At 55.2% G+C, this 17,210-nt stretch carries 17 protein-coding genes and 1 pseudogene; 11 read left to right on the top strand and 7 right to left on the bottom strand.

Annotation, left to right across the window (positions count from 1 at the left end; translation table 11 throughout):
- Positions 1-158: 158 nt before the first annotated feature.
- From AC07XZ_RS28800 to AC07XZ_RS28775, 6 genes and pseudogenes are all read left to right on the top strand, one after another.
- Positions 159-1,229: pseudogene (locus AC07XZ_RS28800) on the top strand (DUF4113 domain-containing protein); the annotation flags it as partial.
- A gap of 83 nt (positions 1,230-1,312) precedes the next feature.
- Positions 1,313-2,389, top strand: coding sequence for a nucleoid-associated protein (locus tag AC07XZ_RS28795; protein ID WP_102688641.1), 1,077 nt, complete (start codon positions 1,313-1,315; stop codon positions 2,387-2,389).
- Positions 2,386-3,687, top strand: a complete 1,302-nt coding sequence (locus AC07XZ_RS28790; RefSeq protein WP_146024045.1) for a hypothetical protein — start codon at positions 2,386-2,388, stop codon at positions 3,685-3,687. The genes AC07XZ_RS28795 and AC07XZ_RS28790 overlap by 4 nt, the downstream gene beginning before the upstream one ends.
- Before the next feature lie 779 nt (positions 3,688-4,466).
- Positions 4,467-5,114, top strand: a complete 648-nt coding sequence (locus AC07XZ_RS28785) for a hypothetical protein (protein WP_102688644.1) — start codon at positions 4,467-4,469, stop codon at positions 5,112-5,114.
- Positions 5,115-5,547: 433 nt separating this feature from the next.
- Positions 5,548-6,723, top strand: coding sequence for a hypothetical protein (locus tag AC07XZ_RS28780; protein WP_102688645.1), 1,176 nt, complete (start codon positions 5,548-5,550; stop codon positions 6,721-6,723).
- 940 nt (positions 6,724-7,663) lie between these two features.
- Positions 7,664-8,023 (top strand): DUF6124 family protein, encoded by a 360-nt coding sequence (locus tag AC07XZ_RS28775; protein ID WP_007955862.1) that lies wholly within the window; start codon positions 7,664-7,666, stop codon positions 8,021-8,023.
- Between the two features lie 42 nt (positions 8,024-8,065).
- On the opposite strand, the gene AC07XZ_RS28770 is transcribed toward AC07XZ_RS28775, so the two are convergent.
- Complete coding sequence (locus AC07XZ_RS28770; protein WP_102688646.1) at positions 8,066-8,731, bottom strand: TIGR02466 family protein; 666 nt, start codon at positions 8,729-8,731, stop codon at positions 8,066-8,068.
- 186 nt (positions 8,732-8,917) lie between these two features.
- Here AC07XZ_RS28770 and AC07XZ_RS28765 point away from each other — a divergent pair, with 186 nt between their 5' ends.
- A complete protein-coding gene (locus tag AC07XZ_RS28765) occupies positions 8,918-9,127 on the top strand; it encodes a hypothetical protein (protein ID WP_039770310.1) in 210 nt (69 codons plus the stop codon).
- Positions 9,128-9,130: 3 nt separating this feature from the next.
- Here AC07XZ_RS28765 and AC07XZ_RS28760 read toward each other — a convergent pair whose 3' ends face one another.
- From AC07XZ_RS28760 to AC07XZ_RS28735, 6 genes are all read right to left on the bottom strand, one after another.
- Positions 9,131-9,922 (bottom strand): transporter substrate-binding domain-containing protein, encoded by a 792-nt coding sequence (locus AC07XZ_RS28760; RefSeq protein WP_173892857.1) that lies wholly within the window; start codon positions 9,920-9,922, stop codon positions 9,131-9,133.
- 59 nt (positions 9,923-9,981) lie between these two features.
- The gene (gene copD / locus AC07XZ_RS28755) at positions 9,982-10,845 is read right to left on the bottom strand and encodes a copper homeostasis membrane protein CopD (protein WP_102688648.1); all 864 of its coding nucleotides are present in this window, start codon (positions 10,843-10,845) and stop codon (positions 9,982-9,984) included.
- Between the two features lie 3 nt (positions 10,846-10,848).
- The gene (gene copC, locus AC07XZ_RS28750; RefSeq protein ID WP_011335143.1) at positions 10,849-11,223 is read right to left on the bottom strand and encodes a copper homeostasis periplasmic binding protein CopC; all 375 of its coding nucleotides are present in this window, start codon (positions 11,221-11,223) and stop codon (positions 10,849-10,851) included.
- 31 nt (positions 11,224-11,254) lie between these two features.
- Entirely contained in the window at positions 11,255-12,145 is an 891-nt protein-coding gene (locus AC07XZ_RS28745; protein WP_102688649.1) for a copper resistance protein B, read from the bottom strand.
- A gap of 11 nt (positions 12,146-12,156) precedes the next feature.
- A complete protein-coding gene (locus AC07XZ_RS28740) occupies positions 12,157-13,860 on the bottom strand; it encodes a copper resistance system multicopper oxidase (protein ID WP_102688650.1) in 1,704 nt (567 codons plus the stop codon).
- Between the two features lie 95 nt (positions 13,861-13,955).
- Positions 13,956-14,438 carry a hypothetical protein gene (locus tag AC07XZ_RS28735; protein ID WP_041475362.1) on the bottom strand — a complete coding sequence of 161 codons (483 nt, stop codon included), beginning with the start codon at positions 14,436-14,438 and terminating at the stop codon, positions 13,956-13,958.
- Positions 14,439-14,603: 165 nt separating this feature from the next.
- On the opposite strand from AC07XZ_RS28735, the gene AC07XZ_RS28730 reads away from it, so the two are divergent.
- From AC07XZ_RS28730 to AC07XZ_RS28715, 4 genes are all read left to right on the top strand, one after another.
- Positions 14,604-15,263 (top strand): ribonuclease T2, encoded by a 660-nt coding sequence (locus tag AC07XZ_RS28730; protein ID WP_102688651.1) that lies wholly within the window; start codon positions 14,604-14,606, stop codon positions 15,261-15,263.
- 137 nt (positions 15,264-15,400) lie between these two features.
- Entirely contained in the window at positions 15,401-15,898 is a 498-nt protein-coding gene (locus tag AC07XZ_RS28725) for a PAAR domain-containing protein (RefSeq protein WP_102688652.1), read from the top strand.
- 3 nt (positions 15,899-15,901) lie between these two features.
- Entirely contained in the window at positions 15,902-16,630 is a 729-nt protein-coding gene (locus AC07XZ_RS28720) for an alpha/beta hydrolase (RefSeq protein ID WP_102688653.1), read from the top strand.
- Between the two features lies 1 nt (position 16,631).
- Entirely contained in the window at positions 16,632-17,153 is a 522-nt protein-coding gene (locus tag AC07XZ_RS28715; RefSeq protein ID WP_085613158.1) for a hypothetical protein, read from the top strand.
- Positions 17,154-17,210: the final 57 nt, after the last annotated feature.

Below are 17,210 nucleotides of genomic sequence, written 5' to 3'. Positions count from 1 at the left end.
GGCATTGGGGGTACGGAATCGGTGTGGCTGGGAGGTGGGGGAGTTTATCAGGATTGAGGAGGTGGGGCTTGGGAGCATCGGAAGAGCGGGCTGGCAGGTCTTGAGGCTGGTAAATAAATCAGTCCCCATTTCTCGCCGTCCCCATTTCTCGCCATTTCTTCGGCATTGTCCCGTTCTCCTCGAACTACGCGCTATACGGCGACATGAGCGAACGTGTGATGACGTTGATCGAGTCGATGGTGCCGGCCGTCGAGGTCTACAGCATCGACGAAGCCTTCGTCGACCTCACCGGCATCAAAGACGTGGACGGCCTCGGCCGCAAGATCCGCAGCCAGGTGCTGCGCTGCACGGGCATCCCCGTCGGTGTCGGCATCGCGCGCACCAAGACCCTGGCAAAGCTGGCTAACCACACTGCCAAACGCCTGCAGGCGCAAACCGGTGGCGTCGTAAACATCTGCGACCCGGTCAAGCGCGACTGGGTGCTACGCAACACGGACGTGGCTGAGGTCTGGGGAGTGGGGCAGCGCATGAAACTGCACCTGGATGGCATGGGCATCAAGACTGCGATGGATCTTGCCAAAGCAGACCCGTGGGCGTTGAGAAAAAACTTCAGCGTGGTGATAGAGAAAACCGACCGTGAGCTGGCCGGCACGCCGTGCCTGGAGCTGGACGAGCCGGACCCGCCCAAGCAAGAGATCTGCTGCAGCCGGATGTTCGGCAAAAGGCTTAAGGAGCAGCCTCCGATCAAAGAGGCAGTGGCAACCTACATGATGCGGGCATCGGAAAAACTCCGGGCGCAGAAGTCACTGTGCAAGAAGATCCGCGTCAGCATTCGCACCGGCATGTTCAACCCCGATGAGGCTAAATACGCAAACGGTGTAGTGATCGATCTACCGTACCCAACGGATGACGTTCGGCTGTTAACGACGGCAGCGGTCGATGCACTTGATCGCGTATTCCGTCCTGGATTCAGTTACAGCAAGGCGGAAGTCCTATTGCTGAATCTATGCCAGCCGGGTGAATACACGGACGATCTGTTCGCCATTTCTCAGCCCGCTGAGGCAACAAGGGTGATGGCGGTGTTGGACGAGATCAATGGACGGTGGGGTAGGGGGACGCTCCGGTCCGCGAGTGTGCCGAGCAACCCAGATTGGGGCATGCGGCGGGAAATGATGAGCCAAAGCTATACAACCAGACTCGATCAGCTTTGGTCAGTGACATGCAGCTAATGATAGCAATCAGCTAGATATGAGCTATAAATGGTTAGTTTTCGTCAATGCCTCTACAAAAAGAACAGGGAACGTGAATTCAAATGGCTACTGAAAAAAAACCAGAATCAAGCACGCAGGACATTAATCCTATCGTGCAGCGTTTCGTTTTTCACAAGCTTATTAGCGTACAGGGCCAGAAGCTGGTGCGGACATCGCCAAGGCATGAAGCTATGGTCTTACCTGATGAGAAAGTCAATACGCTGGCTGCGAGCATTCTTAAGAGTTTCAACGGTGAAGCAAGTGTTGCTTTTGCAGGTATCGAAACGGATAGCTGGTTCGAAACTAAAACACGCAAGTACTTAGGTGATACGGCGAAGCCAGAGGATAACTCGGTTTTCTATGATTATTCTATAATGATGATGGAAAAGCTCGCTGATAAAATGGAAGAAGCTCCACTCTCCACTGGCGGCTACTTGACGATTATAGATTACATAATAGAGGAAGAGCGGCATTTAATGCTTGTTCTTATAAAGGACCAGAAAGGTATCGGTATTAATGCAGCGATGGAGCTTGAAGAGGTCGTTACTCTCGGAACAGATAAGCTACATTTTGCCGCTGATATTCATGTCGGGCGTTGGTTGTCAAAAGAAGAGGTTGAGCGTGAGCGACACGTCGCTTTTCTAAAAGGAAAAAACCGGCTCGATACAGTAGTAGGTTATTTCAAAAGCCTTTTGAATATCGATGAGTCCCAGTATCACGATCCATCGAAACACACCAAGGAGATTGTCGCGGCGGTTAAAAGCTATTGTGAATCCTTCAAAGATGAGGACGGTGCATTAGCAGCAAGAAGAGCAATACAGGATTGGGCTGAAAGTCAAGCCGCTAATAGCCTCGCAATAACCTTAAGTGCTGTAGCCAATTTGATTGAGCCGGATGCGCCTGAGAAATTCATTGAATATCTGAAAGTGAACAAGTTGGAGATACCAGCCGAATTTGTTCCAGTTACTCAGTTTTTGAAATCATTGATGAAGTACAAGGTCATTGGGCCAAAGAAGCAATACACATTGTCCTTTGAGCAATCTGCAATCGAGGATGGTCTGATTTTTCAAAATGATAATGGCAACATAGAAATCGCCGAAGCTCCTGCTGCAACTTTGAAACTTATACCAATAAAATGACTAGCTCAGAAGAACTGAAAGACATCGATAGAATATTAGAGCTATTGGACTTGGCCGCGTTTGAGTGGCACCCATCTTGTATAGTTTGCGAGCAGGCTTTCAGTCAGAAAGCGGTTGTTCTGATCAAGGCGCTTATTGATAGTCCTCATACGGAAGTGAGCCTTAAGAAAAAAGGTCAGCATGTTGCGGATTTGAACAGCATTGATATATTTGAAGTTTCTATAGACTTGCCAAAAGGTGCTCACTGTTGTCTGGTTCGGAGTCCGAACGATCTGCTCCATTTCTATAATTTGCATGCTTTGCCTGAAAACTATGCATTTGCAGAACCATTTTATAAGTCTTGGGACGCAAGCGGGGCGGAATATCCTGCAGTAATAGAAAGATTAATTTTTGCTAACAAATTTGTTATATCACTTGACCAGCACCATATAACTGAGCGTGATGGAAGTGGTAGAAATTACGTAGTGCGAACCCATAATGGGAAAACATGCATACCTTTCAAATCAGAATCTGGTTACTTGGAAAGTGTGCCAATGGAAATTCAGGAAGCGCTTAAGGTCTTAGGTGAGTTATTTAGCGATAGCATTCATTCCAGTGAAAAAGAGCGGATAGTGCGTAATGCCATAGCTGAGGCCATGCGTTCGTGCGATTTAGAAATGCGTCTGCGGCATCTTCTTAAGCATGCATTAGAAATTGTGCTAGTTGCGCGTAATAATTATGACTTGTTTGTGGCTAGTTTTTCTTTTCAGAATGATCAAGAGAAGCTTTATGAGCAAAAGCGCGAGTTCAATGTAAAGCTAAACGCATTACTATCAGGAATACAGGGTAAACTGCTAGCAATTCCAGTGTCCACGATATTGGCCACTAGTCAGCTGAAAAACGTGGGCGAGCAGAACTATATTTTAATCAACGCTTCGATAATTTTTTCCGCTGCTTTTTTTACCTTGATAATTGTTTGGTTGATATTGAGTCAGTTGGTTGCGTTGACATCTATTAAGTCGGAGATAGAATCGAAGGAAAAGCGATTTAAGGTGGAGTTGCCGCGAATATTTAATGAGGTTGAGTCGATTTTTACAGCCCTCAAGGCGTCCTGTATTTTTAATATCAGAGTATCTAAGGTTATTCTGGGGTTGGCCAGTATTCTGTTTTTTGTGACTTTTTATGTTTATATATTGAAGACGCCGCCGTTGTATGATTTTTTGTTATCTGTAGCTGGTTCTGCTAAGTTTTGGTTTTTATGGTTGCTTGATTGGGTAGGGGTTTTTGTATCTACGTTGTGGGCTAATTATTTAATGTAGAATTAAAAGCGGTATACGCCGCGAGAACCCTTCAGATGGTGCCGAACGCATTACTTCTACACTGCGAACAGCTAGAATGCTAGAAGTGGTTAGAATTTCTATCCCTATCCTTTCCCTACATTAATAATCCAGTCGCTGCCTTTACCGAAAGCCTCAGCAATCGGCGAAAAGCAGCTGCGTGCTTGTGGCTAATTAATGTGATACACCCAGATCAGCACAGCAAAAGATAAGATTGGAATAGAGAATGATATGGGGAACAAGAGAAGTCGTAGCTGTGGCGATGTTGCAATAATTCTTAAGCAGTCCGCGAGGTGCTTTAACATTGGTCGGTACCCAAATCAGTATTTGAAGTTGAGTTCCCGGCTGATTCAAAGCAACCCAGAAATCGATCTGGAGAAGATGAAGATCTGCCCAGAATCGTCCTCGTGAGACTTGGCGGGCTTACACCTTGGAATGGAACCGATACTAATTTCAGAAAGGCGGTTCTGCAATAGGGCGAGAAGTGAAATCCGTCGATGGGGACGTCTGCTCTGACGCTCAATGAGCGCCCGGCTGTCGTGGGGCAAAAATGGGGCAAATCGTACGCCAAACAATGCCACTCAGTGCCAATCTTGCATAAATGCATGGGTGTCAAATGGGCGCTTTAACCCAGTAAACACGGAGGGCAGGGGCCCAAAAGCTGAATCACTCCAACACAATCGGAGTGTGCAGGGTTCCGCGCTAGACCGGCTGTTCAAATCCAGTCAAGCTTCGAGTTTTCACCATAGAGCTATTCGACAATGAAAGGGTTATTAATCCCTGAACGCATGAAGCGGGCTTCTGTATGGGTGGTATGGGGCTTTGTCTCAATAGGCGTTTTGGGTTGGGGGCTCTGGGTAGTCCTAAAAGCCGTCGGGTCGACTGAGGGTATGACTGCTTGGGTGCAAGCATTAGGAAGTATAGGTGCGATTTTGGCCGCAGTCGCGATTGCACAACGAGGCGTATCGCAGCAAAAGGAGGACAAGCTCTTTGAAGGATACGATTACATGCAGAAAGCTTATGGAGTGGCTGTCTATGCGAGCGAGGTGATTGTAGGGGCAAGTGATTATATCTTGGAGGGTGCGCCCACCATTCCGATGCTGAAATATCACTCAAACCTGTTGGAAATAGCCCTTGAGGATCTAAAAGAAATTGAGTATGTCCGCCTCGATGATTCAAAGGTTGCGGATGCGTTCCTATCGCTGAAGCGCAACGTCAATTTGACCAGGTCAGCAATTCAGATGCGGTTCGAAGCAAATGAAGGATTTGATGCGCGCCAGGTAGCGGCTTGGGGACCATACGCTACCAGTGAGGTCAAAAAAATGAGTGATGCGATGATCCGTTATTTGGGTAGACACCCCAATTTACTTGATGAGGTTCATGCTCTTCAGCAGGGCGGGTCTACTTGAGCATCAAAAATTTTGGATCGGACGCGGCTATGGTGCTGCGAACTCGGCGCGGGTTTAGGGCATATTTAGGGCAAATCCAGAGCCGCTATAGGCCGCAGCATGCCTCTTAAATGTTGTTAGATAGCCGTTTTTAGCGGTCTACAGCGGTATAGGAGGAGGATCGAAGGAGTTCGAATCCCTACCCATGCTTTCCGTCCCGAGCGCCTGTTCACGACCCATTGCTGGCCTTGGGAAAGGTATGGGCGACTAGTGGCTGCTGATCGAAGACACAAGATCGGACTGTTCTCAATAGCCCGATTTAGCCAGTTTTAGGCTGTTCACTACACTCTGCTGAAATTCAACCTATGCTTCAGCCTGTCAATGCGGGACCTGGTGCCCCGCAGTCATGTATTCGAAACGCCCGCTCCATCAAAAACGAAAGCGGAGAGTTCTCATGGCCTTTAACTTCCAGTGCAACGCGGATTTTTCTGTCCCGAACATTCGTAGGTTTTTGAAAGATCGGGACAACCTAATCTATAACTCGCCCGCTCCGGGAGCCGACGATCCCGATCTCGTTCTTGTGCCAGGTCCAGCCGCACAGAAATCACTCGGTCCTTTTCTCGATGTGGACAAAAATCCGCTGACTGAGCTGGTTGGGGAGGTGGCATGTCGTTTCGACGTATTTGAAAGGCAGTCGCTAATCAGTTCGAGCATCAAAGCCGTTCCGGTCAGCTACGACGTCACAGTTCAGTTGTATGCACAACTATTCGTTAGGAAAGGTGATGACTCAATCATCAGCGACATGCAGGCGATTTTGGCCACCTTCAACCCTCTGAAACAGAGCGCGGACGAGATCGCTGACCAGCTGGCTACTCGGGCAATGAACCCGATAAGGCGTGACCAATACCTAGTGAGCGTGTTCTATGTCATCACTAAGGCAAACCGTGGCACGTTAAAGCAGGCGAAGCCAACAGACTGGGAGGCATCAAAAAATGGGCAGTGTGGAAACACCGAGCTGAATTCCAAATCGAAGATTAATAATGCCGATATGTGCCAGACCCTTGAGAACGGCGGGTATCGCACCGTAGTGACGGAGCTTGGGCCGGACGTAACGCCCCCAATAGCTTCAAGAGATCCAGTACGCGAAGTAGAAGCGACTGACCCCAACGATTCCGCTACAGTTGACAAGGTCTACGAGGGTGTAGTGGTCCTAAACGGTCCCGCAGATTGCGGGATGTTGACGCGAGAGGATCCAATCAAAATCGCTGAAATATTCAGCTACCCGCAAATCAAGATCGAGTGGAAAACGGCTACTTTCAAGATCGGCTGCGTTCACATCACGCTGACGTACCCAGTGCTGCGCTATCGCATGGCGACCATCGTGCTCTATGCATTGCTGGCGCATGCTCCCCAGAATTTCGATGAGTACACAAAGAAGGTCGTTGTCGAGGTAATCGTTGCTTCAGCTTTATTGGCGGCTATCGTGTTCTACGCCACGGAGAACTTCACCGTTGCTTATGAAACCTTTAAGGGCGCAATTACTAGCGGTCTCAAAAAGATTTTCGGAGACATGATCAAGTGCCTGCTGCCGGAGATTGTGGCGATTACACAAACTGGTGGTTGGCAATGAGAAAGACGATTGCTCTCCTTAGCCTGCTATTGCTTTCCGCCTGCCAAGCCGACCCTGTTCCAGCTCCTGCTCCTGCGGGCCTTTTTGAAAGCAACTCGTATTGCATCATCGGATCGAAAGAGACCATAAACGGCCAATCGAGTTGCACTAACTGCAAGAGCCAACTCAGTGGCGACGCGGGCAAAGCCGACTGCCTTCTCAGAAAGCAAGGTGACCACGTTAACTTCGGCGAATGCACTAAGGACGGCTGTTACGAGGTTCATTAAGGGACAGCCACTGCGACTGTCCCCTGCAGGTTAGGCTAGGCGTGGTTCGCCGGGCCGCCCCACCATTTACGGCGATCTGTACCGCGTACCGATCTGTGTACCAACCAACGTGTTTCAAAAAAGCAACGCATTGTACCGATAATGCCCTGGGTGGGTGGTAGTTGGTGCATGCTTAGAAATTGCTACAAAGCAAGATCTGCTTGGGGGATAAGCTAGGCTGGCTGGGGTGCAAGCGAGGGGCTACGCCCAATCCATCATTGGCCCGACGCGCTGCGCTACCCGTAGCGCATGGCTAGTCACTACTCCTTGAGCTTGCTTTAAACAGCAACGCTAGATCGTTTAATTGAATACTATCGACGTCATCCAGGCCCTACGCATCCTTGCGCCACCCCCTACACCTAAGACAGAATCCGCCGGCTTGTGCGTCTAGCCCGTGGCTTTTATCGTTCTCGGGTCACTGAAAACCAGTGATCGGGTTTGGTAGCCCGTGTGTTAGATGTACAGCGTCATCGTCTCCGGTTGTGCTTTCGACCGGGGTCTATGGTGGTCATGTACAGGGCGTCTTCGGGCGCGCCGGCACCTAACACCCGGTCTACCAACCTGTTCATGGCCGCCACCCTTCGTTTGGTAGCGAAAGGGTGAAGCCTTCACTAAAAGTGTTAGGAGTTTCATCCATGTTCAAACCAACACCCAACCCACCAGAAACCGATCCAGTTTCCCCCTACAAATTCCCCGATTCACGAACCCTGAACGAAGCCGCCGAGCGCGCCCTCGATCACTACCTCACCCCACAGCAACGGATCATGGGCAGCCACACCCAACATGACCCGATGTACTTCGCCAACCCGGCCTACGACACCGAATCCCTGCTTGCCAACGCCAGCGAATCCTTGGGATCAGCCTCCGAAATGCTCAATAACTTCGCCGCTACCCTGGAACCCGCCCACCGCAAAACTGCCATCGGCATTGCGCAGTTGGTGATGTTGGGGTCGTTGGCGGTGAATCAGGCGTTGGATAACGTCGAGCCGAAGTAGGTCGTTGCGGCCCTCTGTCGCGGAGGGCTGATTTTCTGCGGCTCAGGCACCAAAATTAAACGCAATCGAAATCCGTGGTCTCGTCCCTTCAAACCGTCGAACCGAGTGCATCAACCAAGACGGAAACATGATGAAGGTGCCGCTGCTGGCGGCGCAGGTGCTGCTGAAGCCGGCGGTTATGCAGTCTTCGACGCGCATTCGCAGTGCGGGGTTGTAGGTGGAAGCGACCATGCCGCGTGGGTCGGCGAATTCCAGGTCGCCGCCGACGGTCGGGTCGTCTTCTCGGCCGCCGGCGTCCACCCAGTAGACGCCTGACCAGAAGGCGCCCGGATGTCCGTGGAGGGCGTTGCTGTGGCCGGCGGTATTTACGTTGGCCCATGCGTTGAGTTTCCATTCGAAACTCGGTTCGGTCAGTCCGAATTGTTCGCTGTGCACTGCCGTCATTTGCACGGCGAACGCTTTGGCGAATTTCACCAGGGCGTCGCTGGCTTCTTCGCCCCATTCATGGAAGTCGTTCGCGGACTGCCAGCCGCCGTCGTTGCTGCGCTGGGCGCCGCTGCGATCTTGCGCCATGCGGGCTGTGATGATGGTTTTCAGTTGGGAATTAAGTTTTGCGGCATCGGGGTACTGGATGCTGGCGAGGGGCGTTGTGAACAGCCGTCGAATCTTTATCAGGTCAGGATTTACCAAGTGGCTGGTCGACGGCATTGCGGGTTCTCTGGGTTGCTCAAGTTGCAAAAAACTATACCGAGCGAACTGGAAAGCCGATGTAAACCTTTGTGAAAGGCCGAACCTGAACCCCCGCTGAAATCCCCGCAAGTTTCATCTTCCCGCCACCCGCGCAGGCCTACGATCCATCCACTAGATCCCGACCCCACCCGAGCGCCACACACCATGAACAATCCACTCAAAGCGCTTTTGCTCGTCGCAACCATCTCGTTTCTAAGCGCCTGTTCCGGCGCCGGTGGCTTGACCACCACCAGTTGTTTCTCCAGCGACTGTCAGTCGCCGGAGGCGCGGAACGTGAATACGTTGAAGTTCGGCGGGAGCAATATCGGTAACAGTTTCAACCAGTACAGCTCCGGCCTGATGCATGACGACTGAGGGTTACTGGGCCGCGGGTACGGCGATCCATTCGCTCAGGACTTTCTGGTATTTGCCGGTGACTTTGCTCAGGTGCAGCCACTGGTCGACGTAGAGTTTCCAGCTGATGTCGTCGCGCGGCAGCAGGTAGGCTTTTTCGCCGTATTGCATGAACTGGCTCGGGTTGACGGCGCACAGGCCGGGTTTGAGTTTCTGTTGGTAGAGGGCTTCGGAGGCGTCGGTGATCATCACGTCGGCCTTGTTGTCGAGCAGTTGTTCGAAGATGGTCACGTTGTCGTGCAACGCCAGTTGCGCCTTGGGCAGGAAGGCGTGGACGAAGGCTTCGTTGGTGCCGCCGGCGGGTTCGACCAGGCGCACGTTCGGTTGGTTGATCTGCTCGATGGTCTGGTATTTGGACTGGTCGGCGCAGCGCACCAGCGGGATCTTGCCGTCGACGTCGAGGGTGTTGCTGAAGAAGGCTTTTTTCTGACGTTCCAGGGTCACCGAGATGCCGCCGACGCCGATGTCGCATTTGCCGGCCTGCATGTCCGGCATCAGGGTTTTCCAGGTGGTTTGCACCCATTCGACCTTGACACCGAGGCTGTCGGCCAGGGTTTGCGCCATGGCGATGTCGATGCCTTCGAATCCGCCGTCCGGGCGTTTGAAGGTGTAGGGCTTGTAGTCGCCAGTGGTGCAGACGCGCAACTGGCCTTGTTGCTGGATGGTGTCGAGGTGCGAGGCCGATTCTTGTGCCTGGGCGGCGCCGGCCATGGCCAGCAGGCCGCAGAAGATCATCGTGCTTTTTCGAATTGTCATGGGGATCTGGCTTGTGCAGTGGGAGTGCGGGCCAGTGTAGTGAATGGGTTTGCCGGGTGTCACCCCGGTTCCGGGCTCAACGTGCCCAGCCACGCCACCAGTCCCAAGATCAACAGCGCAATCACCAGCTCCGATGCCACGCTGCGACGCAAGGCGTTGGCCGCCACTTGATGCTGCCCGGCGCGCAACGATTGTTCGAGCAACGGCCCGAGGTGGAAGCGGTTCAACGCGGCCAGCACCAGCATGCCCCCGAACAACACAACCTTGATCGCCAGCAGAATCCCGTAGCTGCCGAGCAGGATTTCGCCCAGTGTCGGGCCGACGATGAATAGGTAATTCGCCACGCCGGTCACCGAGAGGATGAGCACAATCGCCGCGCCGACGCCTTCGAAGCGTTTGACGGAATCCGCCAGCGAACGAATGCGCGCCTCGCTGCACAATGCGTCGAGCCGCGCCATCAAGATCAACGCGAGCATGGCGCCCAGCCACGCACCCGCCGCGAGCAGGTGCAGGATGTCGCTGAGCAGATGCCACGCGTTATCCATCGCCCCGTGTCCGCTCCAGGCCAGGGAGGCGAGGGCGACGGCGCCGGCCATCGATGCCAGCCACAATCCCGGCCAGATCACCACGGCGATCAGCGCAATCATCCGCAGCGTCCACGCCAGCCCGACGTCGGTTTCCAGCACCATCATTTGCAGGTGTGGCCACAGCGCCGCGAACTCCGTTTCGCCACTCATGGCGCGGGTCATCAGCACCAGTCCCGCTGCTGACAGCAGTGCCCCGATCAACGCCATCCCGCGCAGCATCGGCCGAAACCGCAGCACCGCTTCAACGCTGTACAGCCCGAACAACGCCAGCCCGAACAACAGCAGCAAATCCACATACAACGCCAGACGCAGGAGGATGTTGATCAGTTCAGCCATCGCTCACTTCACTTTGAACGTGACGTTGCCGGTGATCGGGTGCGTGTCCGACGACACTGCGCGCCATTCGACCTTGTACGTGCCGGCGGGTAGCGGTGCGAGCGGGGTGACCAGCATGGTTTTCGGGTCGCTGCCGGCGCTGACTTTGGCCTTCATCGGCATCGGCGAGTGGGCCATGCCGGGCATTTCGGTCATCACCAGTTTGGCGCCGGAGAACTGGGTCAGCAGATCCTCCGAAAAACGCAGTTCGATCTTGCCGGGCGCCGCGCCGTCGGCACCTTCGGCCGGGGTCGACGACAGCAGTTTCGGATGGGCCTGGGCCAGGGTGCTCAGGAGCAAACCGCTGGCGAGGACGAGGGAGATTTTCAATGTGCGCATGCAAGACCTCGGTGTTGTTTTTTGATGGGATTCAGAACCACAGCCGCACGCCGAGGACGAGTCGCGCTTCACTGCGATCCTCGCCTTCTTCCCGTGCGTAATCGGCGGTATGGCCGTAGGTGCGGTTCCAGGTCACGCCGATGTAGGGCGCGAATTCGCGGCGGATTTCATAGCGCAGGCGCAGCCCGGCTTCGGTGTTCGCGAGGCCCGAGCCGATCCCGCGTTGCGGGTCGTTTTTGCCGTAGACGTTGAGTTCGGCGGTCGGCTGCAGGATCAGGCGATTGGTCAGCAGGATGTCGTAGTCGCCCTCCAGCCGCACCGCGCTCTGGCCGTTTTCGCCGAGGAACGCCGTGGCTTCGGCTTCGAAGTTGTACAGCGCCATCCCCTGCAGACCGAACGCGGCCCAGGTTTGCGGGGCGCCGGGTTTGAAGTCCTGGCGCACGCCAGTGACCACGTCCCACCACGGCGAAATCGCGTGGCCCCACAGCGCCTGGACTTCCGCGTCTTCGGTCTTGCCGTTGCTGCGCTCGCCCTCGGAGCGCAACCACAGCCGATCGATGTCGCCGCCAATCCAGCCGGACAAATCCCAGGCCAGGGTGCTGGCGTCGTCGGCGTTCTGCCATTCGAGTTTGTCGGCGAGGAAGTACGTGTTGATGGCGCTGTCGTGGACCTGATGCCCGGCGTGGCTGGTGAACACGGCGGCGCGGTCGGCGTCGGTCAGTGCCGGGATCGGCGTGCGGCTTTCGGTCGGCGCGGCGGGCTGCATCATGCCGTCGTCCATGCTTTGCATGTCGGTCATTTGACTGTGATCCATGCCTTGCATATCAGCCATCCGGCTGTGATCCATGCCCTGCATGTCGCTGGCGGCGAAGGCTTGGGCCATCGACAGGAGTGACAACGAAAACGCGGCAAATCGAGTCATGGTCGGCGTCCTCATTCTTCCACCCGCACTTCGCGGAACATGCCCATTTCCATGTGGTACAGGAGATGGCAGTGATAGGCCCAACGGCCAAGCGCATCGGCAGTCACGCGGTAGCTGCGGCGGGTGCCGGGCGGCATGTCGATGGTGTGTTTGCGCACCTGGAAATTGCCGTTTTCGTCTTCCAGATCGCTCCACATGCCGTGCAGGTGGATGGGGTGGGTCATCATCGTGTCGTTGACCAGCACCAGGCGGATCCGCTCGCCGTACTTCAACAGCAGCGGCTCGGCGTCGGAGAACTTGATGCCGTTGAACGACCAGGCGAATTTCTCCATGTGGCCTGTGAGATGCAGTTCTATGGTGCGGCTCGGATCGCGGCCGTCCGGGTCTTCGAAGGGGCTGCGCAGGTCGGCGTAGGTCAGCACGCGGCGACCGTTGTTGCGCAGGCCGAGGCCGGGGTCGTCGAGTTTCGGCGCGGTGGTCATGGCTTGCATGTCCACCAGCGGGTTGTCCTTTTCGCTGTCGGGGTGCGCCTGCATCGGGCCCATGTTCATGCTCGAGTGATCCATACCGCTCATGTCCATCGAGCCATGATCCATGCCGCCCATACCCATGTCGTCCATGGTCACCAGCGGGCGTGGGTCCAGCGTCGGCACCGGAGCCGACAAACCGGCGCGGGTGGCGAGGGTGCCACGGGCGTAGCCGGTGCGGTCCATGGCCTGGGCGAACAGGGTGTAGGCGTCGGCGGCGGGTTCGACGATCACGTCATAGGTTTCCGCCACGGCGATGCGCAACTCGTCGACGCTGACCGGTTTGACGTGCAGGCCGTCTGCGGCGACCACGGTCATTTTCAATCCGGGAATGCGCACGTCGAAGTAGCTCATGGCCGAACCGTTGATCAGCCGCAGCCGCAGCTTTTCGCCGGGGCGGAACAGGCCGGTCCAGTTGTCATCCGGGGCGTGGCCGTTCATCAGGAAGGTGTACGTGGCGCCGCTGACGTCGGCGATGTCGGTGGGATTCATCTTCATCTGCGCCCACATCGTGCGATCGGCGACGGTGGCGCCCCAGCCTTTTTCGCCGACGTCGTGGATGAAATCGCCGACGGTGCGCTTGTGGAAGTTGTAGTAGTCGGACTGTTTTTTCAGGGTCTTCATCAGGCTGGCCGGGTCTTCGTCGGACCAGTCGCTGAGCATCACCACGTAGTCGCGGTCGTACTGGAAGGGCTCCGGTTCCCGGGCGTCGATCACCAACGGCCCGTAGACCCCGGCCTGCTCCTGCAAGCCGGAATGGCTGTGATACCAGTAGGTGCCGTGCTGGCGAACCTTGAACTGGTAGACGTACACGCCACCCGGCTCGATGCCCTTGAAACTCAGGCCCGGCACGCCGTCCATGTTGGCCGGCAGCAGAATGCCGTGCCAGTGGATCGACGTGCTGTCCTTGAGCCGGTTGCGCACCCGCAGCGTCACGGTGTCGCCTTCGCGCCAGCGCAGCAGCGGGCCGGGCAGGCTGCCGTTGATGGTCAGGGCGGTACGGGGCTGGCCGGTGAAGTTGACCGGGGTTTCACCGATGAACAGCTCGAAGTCGGTGCCGCTTAACTCGTTCACCTGGCCAGGGCTGTTCAAGGCCCAGACCGGCGCGCGCCACAGGCCGAGGCCGCCGAGCAGACCGCTGGCGGCGAGGCCTTTGACGAAGGTGCGTCTTGAGGTGGTGGAAGGCATGCGCTGGAAGTCCCCGTTTGACTAATGACGGGGAGGCTAACCAGCGGCAGCTTTCAGCTGGCTGAGGCGCGGATTACAGTTGTGTCAGGTTCAACCTACAGACCGAGCCCTTCCTGGACTACCAACAGCAGGTTGTTTTCCGTCAACGCAATCGCATCCAGCTGTTGCCCGGTCTCGAGCGTCTGCAACCACCAATGGCTTTCGCCGTGTTCATCAACCGTGCGCAGCAGCGATGCTTCGCGCCCCGGCAGGACGATTTGCACGCGCCCTGCGCCGTCTTCGGTGAAGCGGGCGATGGGGTCGAATGTCAGGCTGTGGTGGTTGGCTTCGATGATCAACTGGTCGATGGCGTAGTCGTGGGTCTCGCCGTCCGGTGAACTTTCGCAAACATGGGTAGGATTTCGCCGAATCTTCAGGCCTACCTCGGTGACCGGTTGCAACCAGCCCTCGATGCGGTGATACAAGGCGTAGACCTGGGCCGGCCAGCAATCTATCTCCAGTTCGGCGCAGGTGATTTCGTCAGCATGGGTGTGCCGGGTTTGTTTGAGTTTCGCGGCGAGTTCGTCTGCTTTACTCATGTCGGTTCCCTGTGTTGAGTTCAACAACATCGTAGTCCTTTCAAAGTAATGCAGGTTTTGCCCTGCGTCATGCGCCTGCAACACAAGCGTGACTCAATCAGCCCCTGACCAAGTGACGGTCAGACCACAGAAACCACGGACGCACGCGTCCCAAGGAACGGGAACATGAAAAAGCTTTTTACAATTATGGCGCTGATTGCGCTGACGGTCGGTAGCATCGGCCTGAGTTCGGCGCGCCAGTCGTCTGCCAGCAAGGCGGAATCGGTGGCGGGGGTATTCGATTACTACCTGCTGACGTTGTCCTGGTCGCCGACCTTTTGCCTGACCCACAAGGACGACCCGCAATGCACCGGGAAGGGTTACGGTTTTGTCCTGCATGGCCTCTGGCCGCAATACGCCAAGGGCGGCTGGCCGGAGTCCTGCCCGCCGCTGACTAGCCTGTCGGCCGCCGAAACGGCCAAAGGCCTGACGCTGTTCCCGACCAAAAAACTCCTCGACCACGAATGGAGCAAACACGGCACCTGCAGCGGCCTCGGCGCGATGGGCTATCTGGAGGAAGCGGACAAGGCCGTAGCGGCGGTGAACATCCCGCAAGAGCTGCAACCGTTCAGTAGCTCTTATTACTTCGAAGCGCAGGAAATTGCCGACCTGTTCCGCAGGAGCAATCCGGGCATCCCGTCAGACGGCATCGCCGTGATCTGCAACGGCCCGGAACTCTCGGAAGTGCGCGTGTGCATGGGCAAGGACCTGCAATTCGGCGCCTGCGGCAAGGGTGTGAAAACCCAGTGCCGGGCGGGGGATATCCGGGTGCCGCCATCGCGATAACGCAATCGGTTACTGGCCATAAAAAACAGGCGCCTTTTCAGGCGCCTGTTTTTTTGCAATCGGGTTTGATCAATGGAAGGACTTTGTTCATGCTGCGCGCCCCACGGATGATGACGCGACACCGCAAGGAGCTTTTCATGAGCGGAAAACCCGCTGCCCGAGTGACAGACCCGACCGCCTGCCCGTTGCCGGGGCATGGCACCAACTCGATTGTCAGCGGTTCGCCGAATGTGAATTTCGACGGGCTGCCCGCTGCACGAATGACCGACAAGTCGGCGTGCGGCAGCCCGATCACCGGTGGCGTTGCCTCGACGGTATTTATCAATGGCCTGAACGCCGCCACCCTGGACAGTACCGGTGGGCATGGGAATGTGGTCATCGGTGGATCTGGCACCGTGATCATCGGCGATACCGTGGTGAACGCCCCCTTCAGCGGCCTGCTGCCAATGCCGGTGCACTTCACTGACAAGTTGCAGTTGGTGAATGACACGACCGGCGAACCGATGCCGAATCATCCATACATGATTCAGCGCGCGGACGGTCGGATGGAACACGGGGTGTCTGACGCCGCCGGTTTTACCCACACGATCAGTTCGCATCTTCTTGAAACCATCAAACTGTTTCTGGAGGAATGAAGCATGAGTGCGGAAACGGTTACGTGCGAGAAAGGCAACAATTACAAGCTGCACAAGGAACATACGCTGACGGACAAGAAGGATGTCAGTGTGAAGGCTGTTCCGGTGGAGAGTACCAAGGCGATTATTTTTTTTATCGGCGGGGCAGGTGACAAGGAGAGCTATTACTTTTCCGGCCCCTTTGAAAACGTTAACCAAGCTAAATCTGGCTTTGATGATCGAAACGGTAAGCTGGAAAAAGAGGGCAAGTATAAATCCGAGTGGCTTGGGTACAACGAGGTTCGGGGGAAGAAGGATATTCAGAAATATGTTCTGAACCTGATTCCTTATAAATCCTGCCCTATCTATATAGTGGGCCATAGTTTGGGTGGATGGAACGGAGCCCACTTGACCCGTGTCATGTCCGAGTGGGGATACAGGATCAATATGTTGGTAACGCTGGATCCTGTGGGGGAGGGCACTCTGGTGTGGCTGGGATCTGATATATACGGAGAGAAACCGACGCCGGTGGCCGATTATTGGATCAATATGAAAGCCACACCCTCGAGGCCCGATCAGTCCGATTCGGTAGCCGACTTTGGAGAGAAGTGGCAAGTGGTCAGTGGACCCAATGTCAATGTGAATATGGATACGAACCACGCCAATGCCCCAGCGATGTTCACCAGGCCCATCGCTCAGGGAAAGTCAGCCAGTGACCTTATGTTTGAAGCTATCAACAAGGACGTTTGCTGATATGAAAAACGCTCTTTTACTTCTACTGATTACCTTGTGTTCAGCCTGCGCTAAAAACCATACGGTCCAGCCTGCAAATCTCAATTTTCTGGCGATAGAGAGAAAGCCCAACGGCCTGTATTACGAAATTTACTACGGCTCTGATGTAAATCTTTTGGATCTGTTTGGGAGAGGAATGAGGGAAGGCGCCGCTTCGACAACTCTGAAATGTGCGCTGGGTGACGATCAGGACTTCTCTATCACTAACCGCTTCAGGTATTCGGCGTACGGACTGATTGATGTAGATGAGGCCAACAAGGCAGGTGGGAAATACAACTACGTGACGAGTGCAACTTTAAGGCAGACCGTAAATAACGGTTCAACTCAGGAATTTCTTTCAACTCAGGAGTTGAATGGCCTGTTGTCCGGAAAGCTCCAGGTCCCCTGCAAAGTCGTCATTACCGCTTGGGGCTACAAACCCTACTACTCAAACACCATGAACCTCCCGGTCGCCGACCTGCTGCGCGAAGTCAACAAGCCCTGAGCTCAGCGCCCATCGGGGGGATCAAGCAAATCCCCCCGCATCCACCCCCAATTCCCC

This window comes from Pseudomonas sp. GW458-11-26-14-LB4, assembly GCF_059423925.1.
Note: the sequence above shows the minus strand (reverse complement) of the source record. Positions and strands in the feature narration are given on the sequence as shown.

Excerpts from the sequence above, each read along its gene's own strand:
- AC07XZ_RS28720 (WP_102688653.1), top strand. The coding sequence starts at position 15,902 with ATGAGTGCGGAAACGGTTACGTGCGAGAAAGGCAACAATTACAAGCTG.
- AC07XZ_RS28780 (WP_102688645.1), top strand. The coding sequence starts at position 5,548 with ATGGCCTTTAACTTCCAGTGCAACGCGGATTTTTCTGTCCCGAACATT.
- AC07XZ_RS28725 (WP_102688652.1), top strand. The coding sequence starts at position 15,401 with ATGAGCGGAAAACCCGCTGCCCGAGTGACAGACCCGACCGCCTGCCCG.
- AC07XZ_RS28715 (WP_085613158.1), top strand. The coding sequence starts at position 16,632 with ATGAAAAACGCTCTTTTACTTCTACTGATTACCTTGTGTTCAGCCTGC.
- AC07XZ_RS28740 (WP_102688650.1), bottom strand. The coding sequence starts at position 13,860 with ATGCCTTCCACCACCTCAAGACGCACCTTCGTCAAAGGCCTCGCCGCC.
- AC07XZ_RS28795 (WP_102688641.1), top strand. The coding sequence starts at position 1,313 with ATGGCTACTGAAAAAAAACCAGAATCAAGCACGCAGGACATTAATCCT.
- AC07XZ_RS28735 (WP_041475362.1), bottom strand. The coding sequence starts at position 14,438 with ATGAGTAAAGCAGACGAACTCGCCGCGAAACTCAAACAAACCCGGCAC.
- AC07XZ_RS28790 (WP_146024045.1), top strand. The coding sequence starts at position 2,386 with ATGACTAGCTCAGAAGAACTGAAAGACATCGATAGAATATTAGAGCTA.
- AC07XZ_RS28785 (WP_102688644.1), top strand. The coding sequence starts at position 4,467 with ATGAAAGGGTTATTAATCCCTGAACGCATGAAGCGGGCTTCTGTATGG.
- copD (WP_102688648.1), bottom strand. The coding sequence starts at position 10,845 with ATGGCTGAACTGATCAACATCCTCCTGCGTCTGGCGTTGTATGTGGAT.
- AC07XZ_RS28765 (WP_039770310.1), top strand. The coding sequence starts at position 8,918 with ATGAACAATCCACTCAAAGCGCTTTTGCTCGTCGCAACCATCTCGTTT.
- AC07XZ_RS28760 (WP_173892857.1), bottom strand. The coding sequence starts at position 9,922 with ATGACAATTCGAAAAAGCACGATGATCTTCTGCGGCCTGCTGGCCATG.
- AC07XZ_RS28730 (WP_102688651.1), top strand. The coding sequence starts at position 14,604 with ATGAAAAAGCTTTTTACAATTATGGCGCTGATTGCGCTGACGGTCGGT.
- AC07XZ_RS28775 (WP_007955862.1), top strand. The coding sequence starts at position 7,664 with ATGTTCAAACCAACACCCAACCCACCAGAAACCGATCCAGTTTCCCCC.
- AC07XZ_RS28770 (WP_102688646.1), bottom strand. The coding sequence starts at position 8,731 with ATGCCGTCGACCAGCCACTTGGTAAATCCTGACCTGATAAAGATTCGA.
- copC (WP_011335143.1), bottom strand. The coding sequence starts at position 11,223 with ATGCGCACATTGAAAATCTCCCTCGTCCTCGCCAGCGGTTTGCTCCTG.
- AC07XZ_RS28745 (WP_102688649.1), bottom strand. The coding sequence starts at position 12,145 with ATGACTCGATTTGCCGCGTTTTCGTTGTCACTCCTGTCGATGGCCCAA.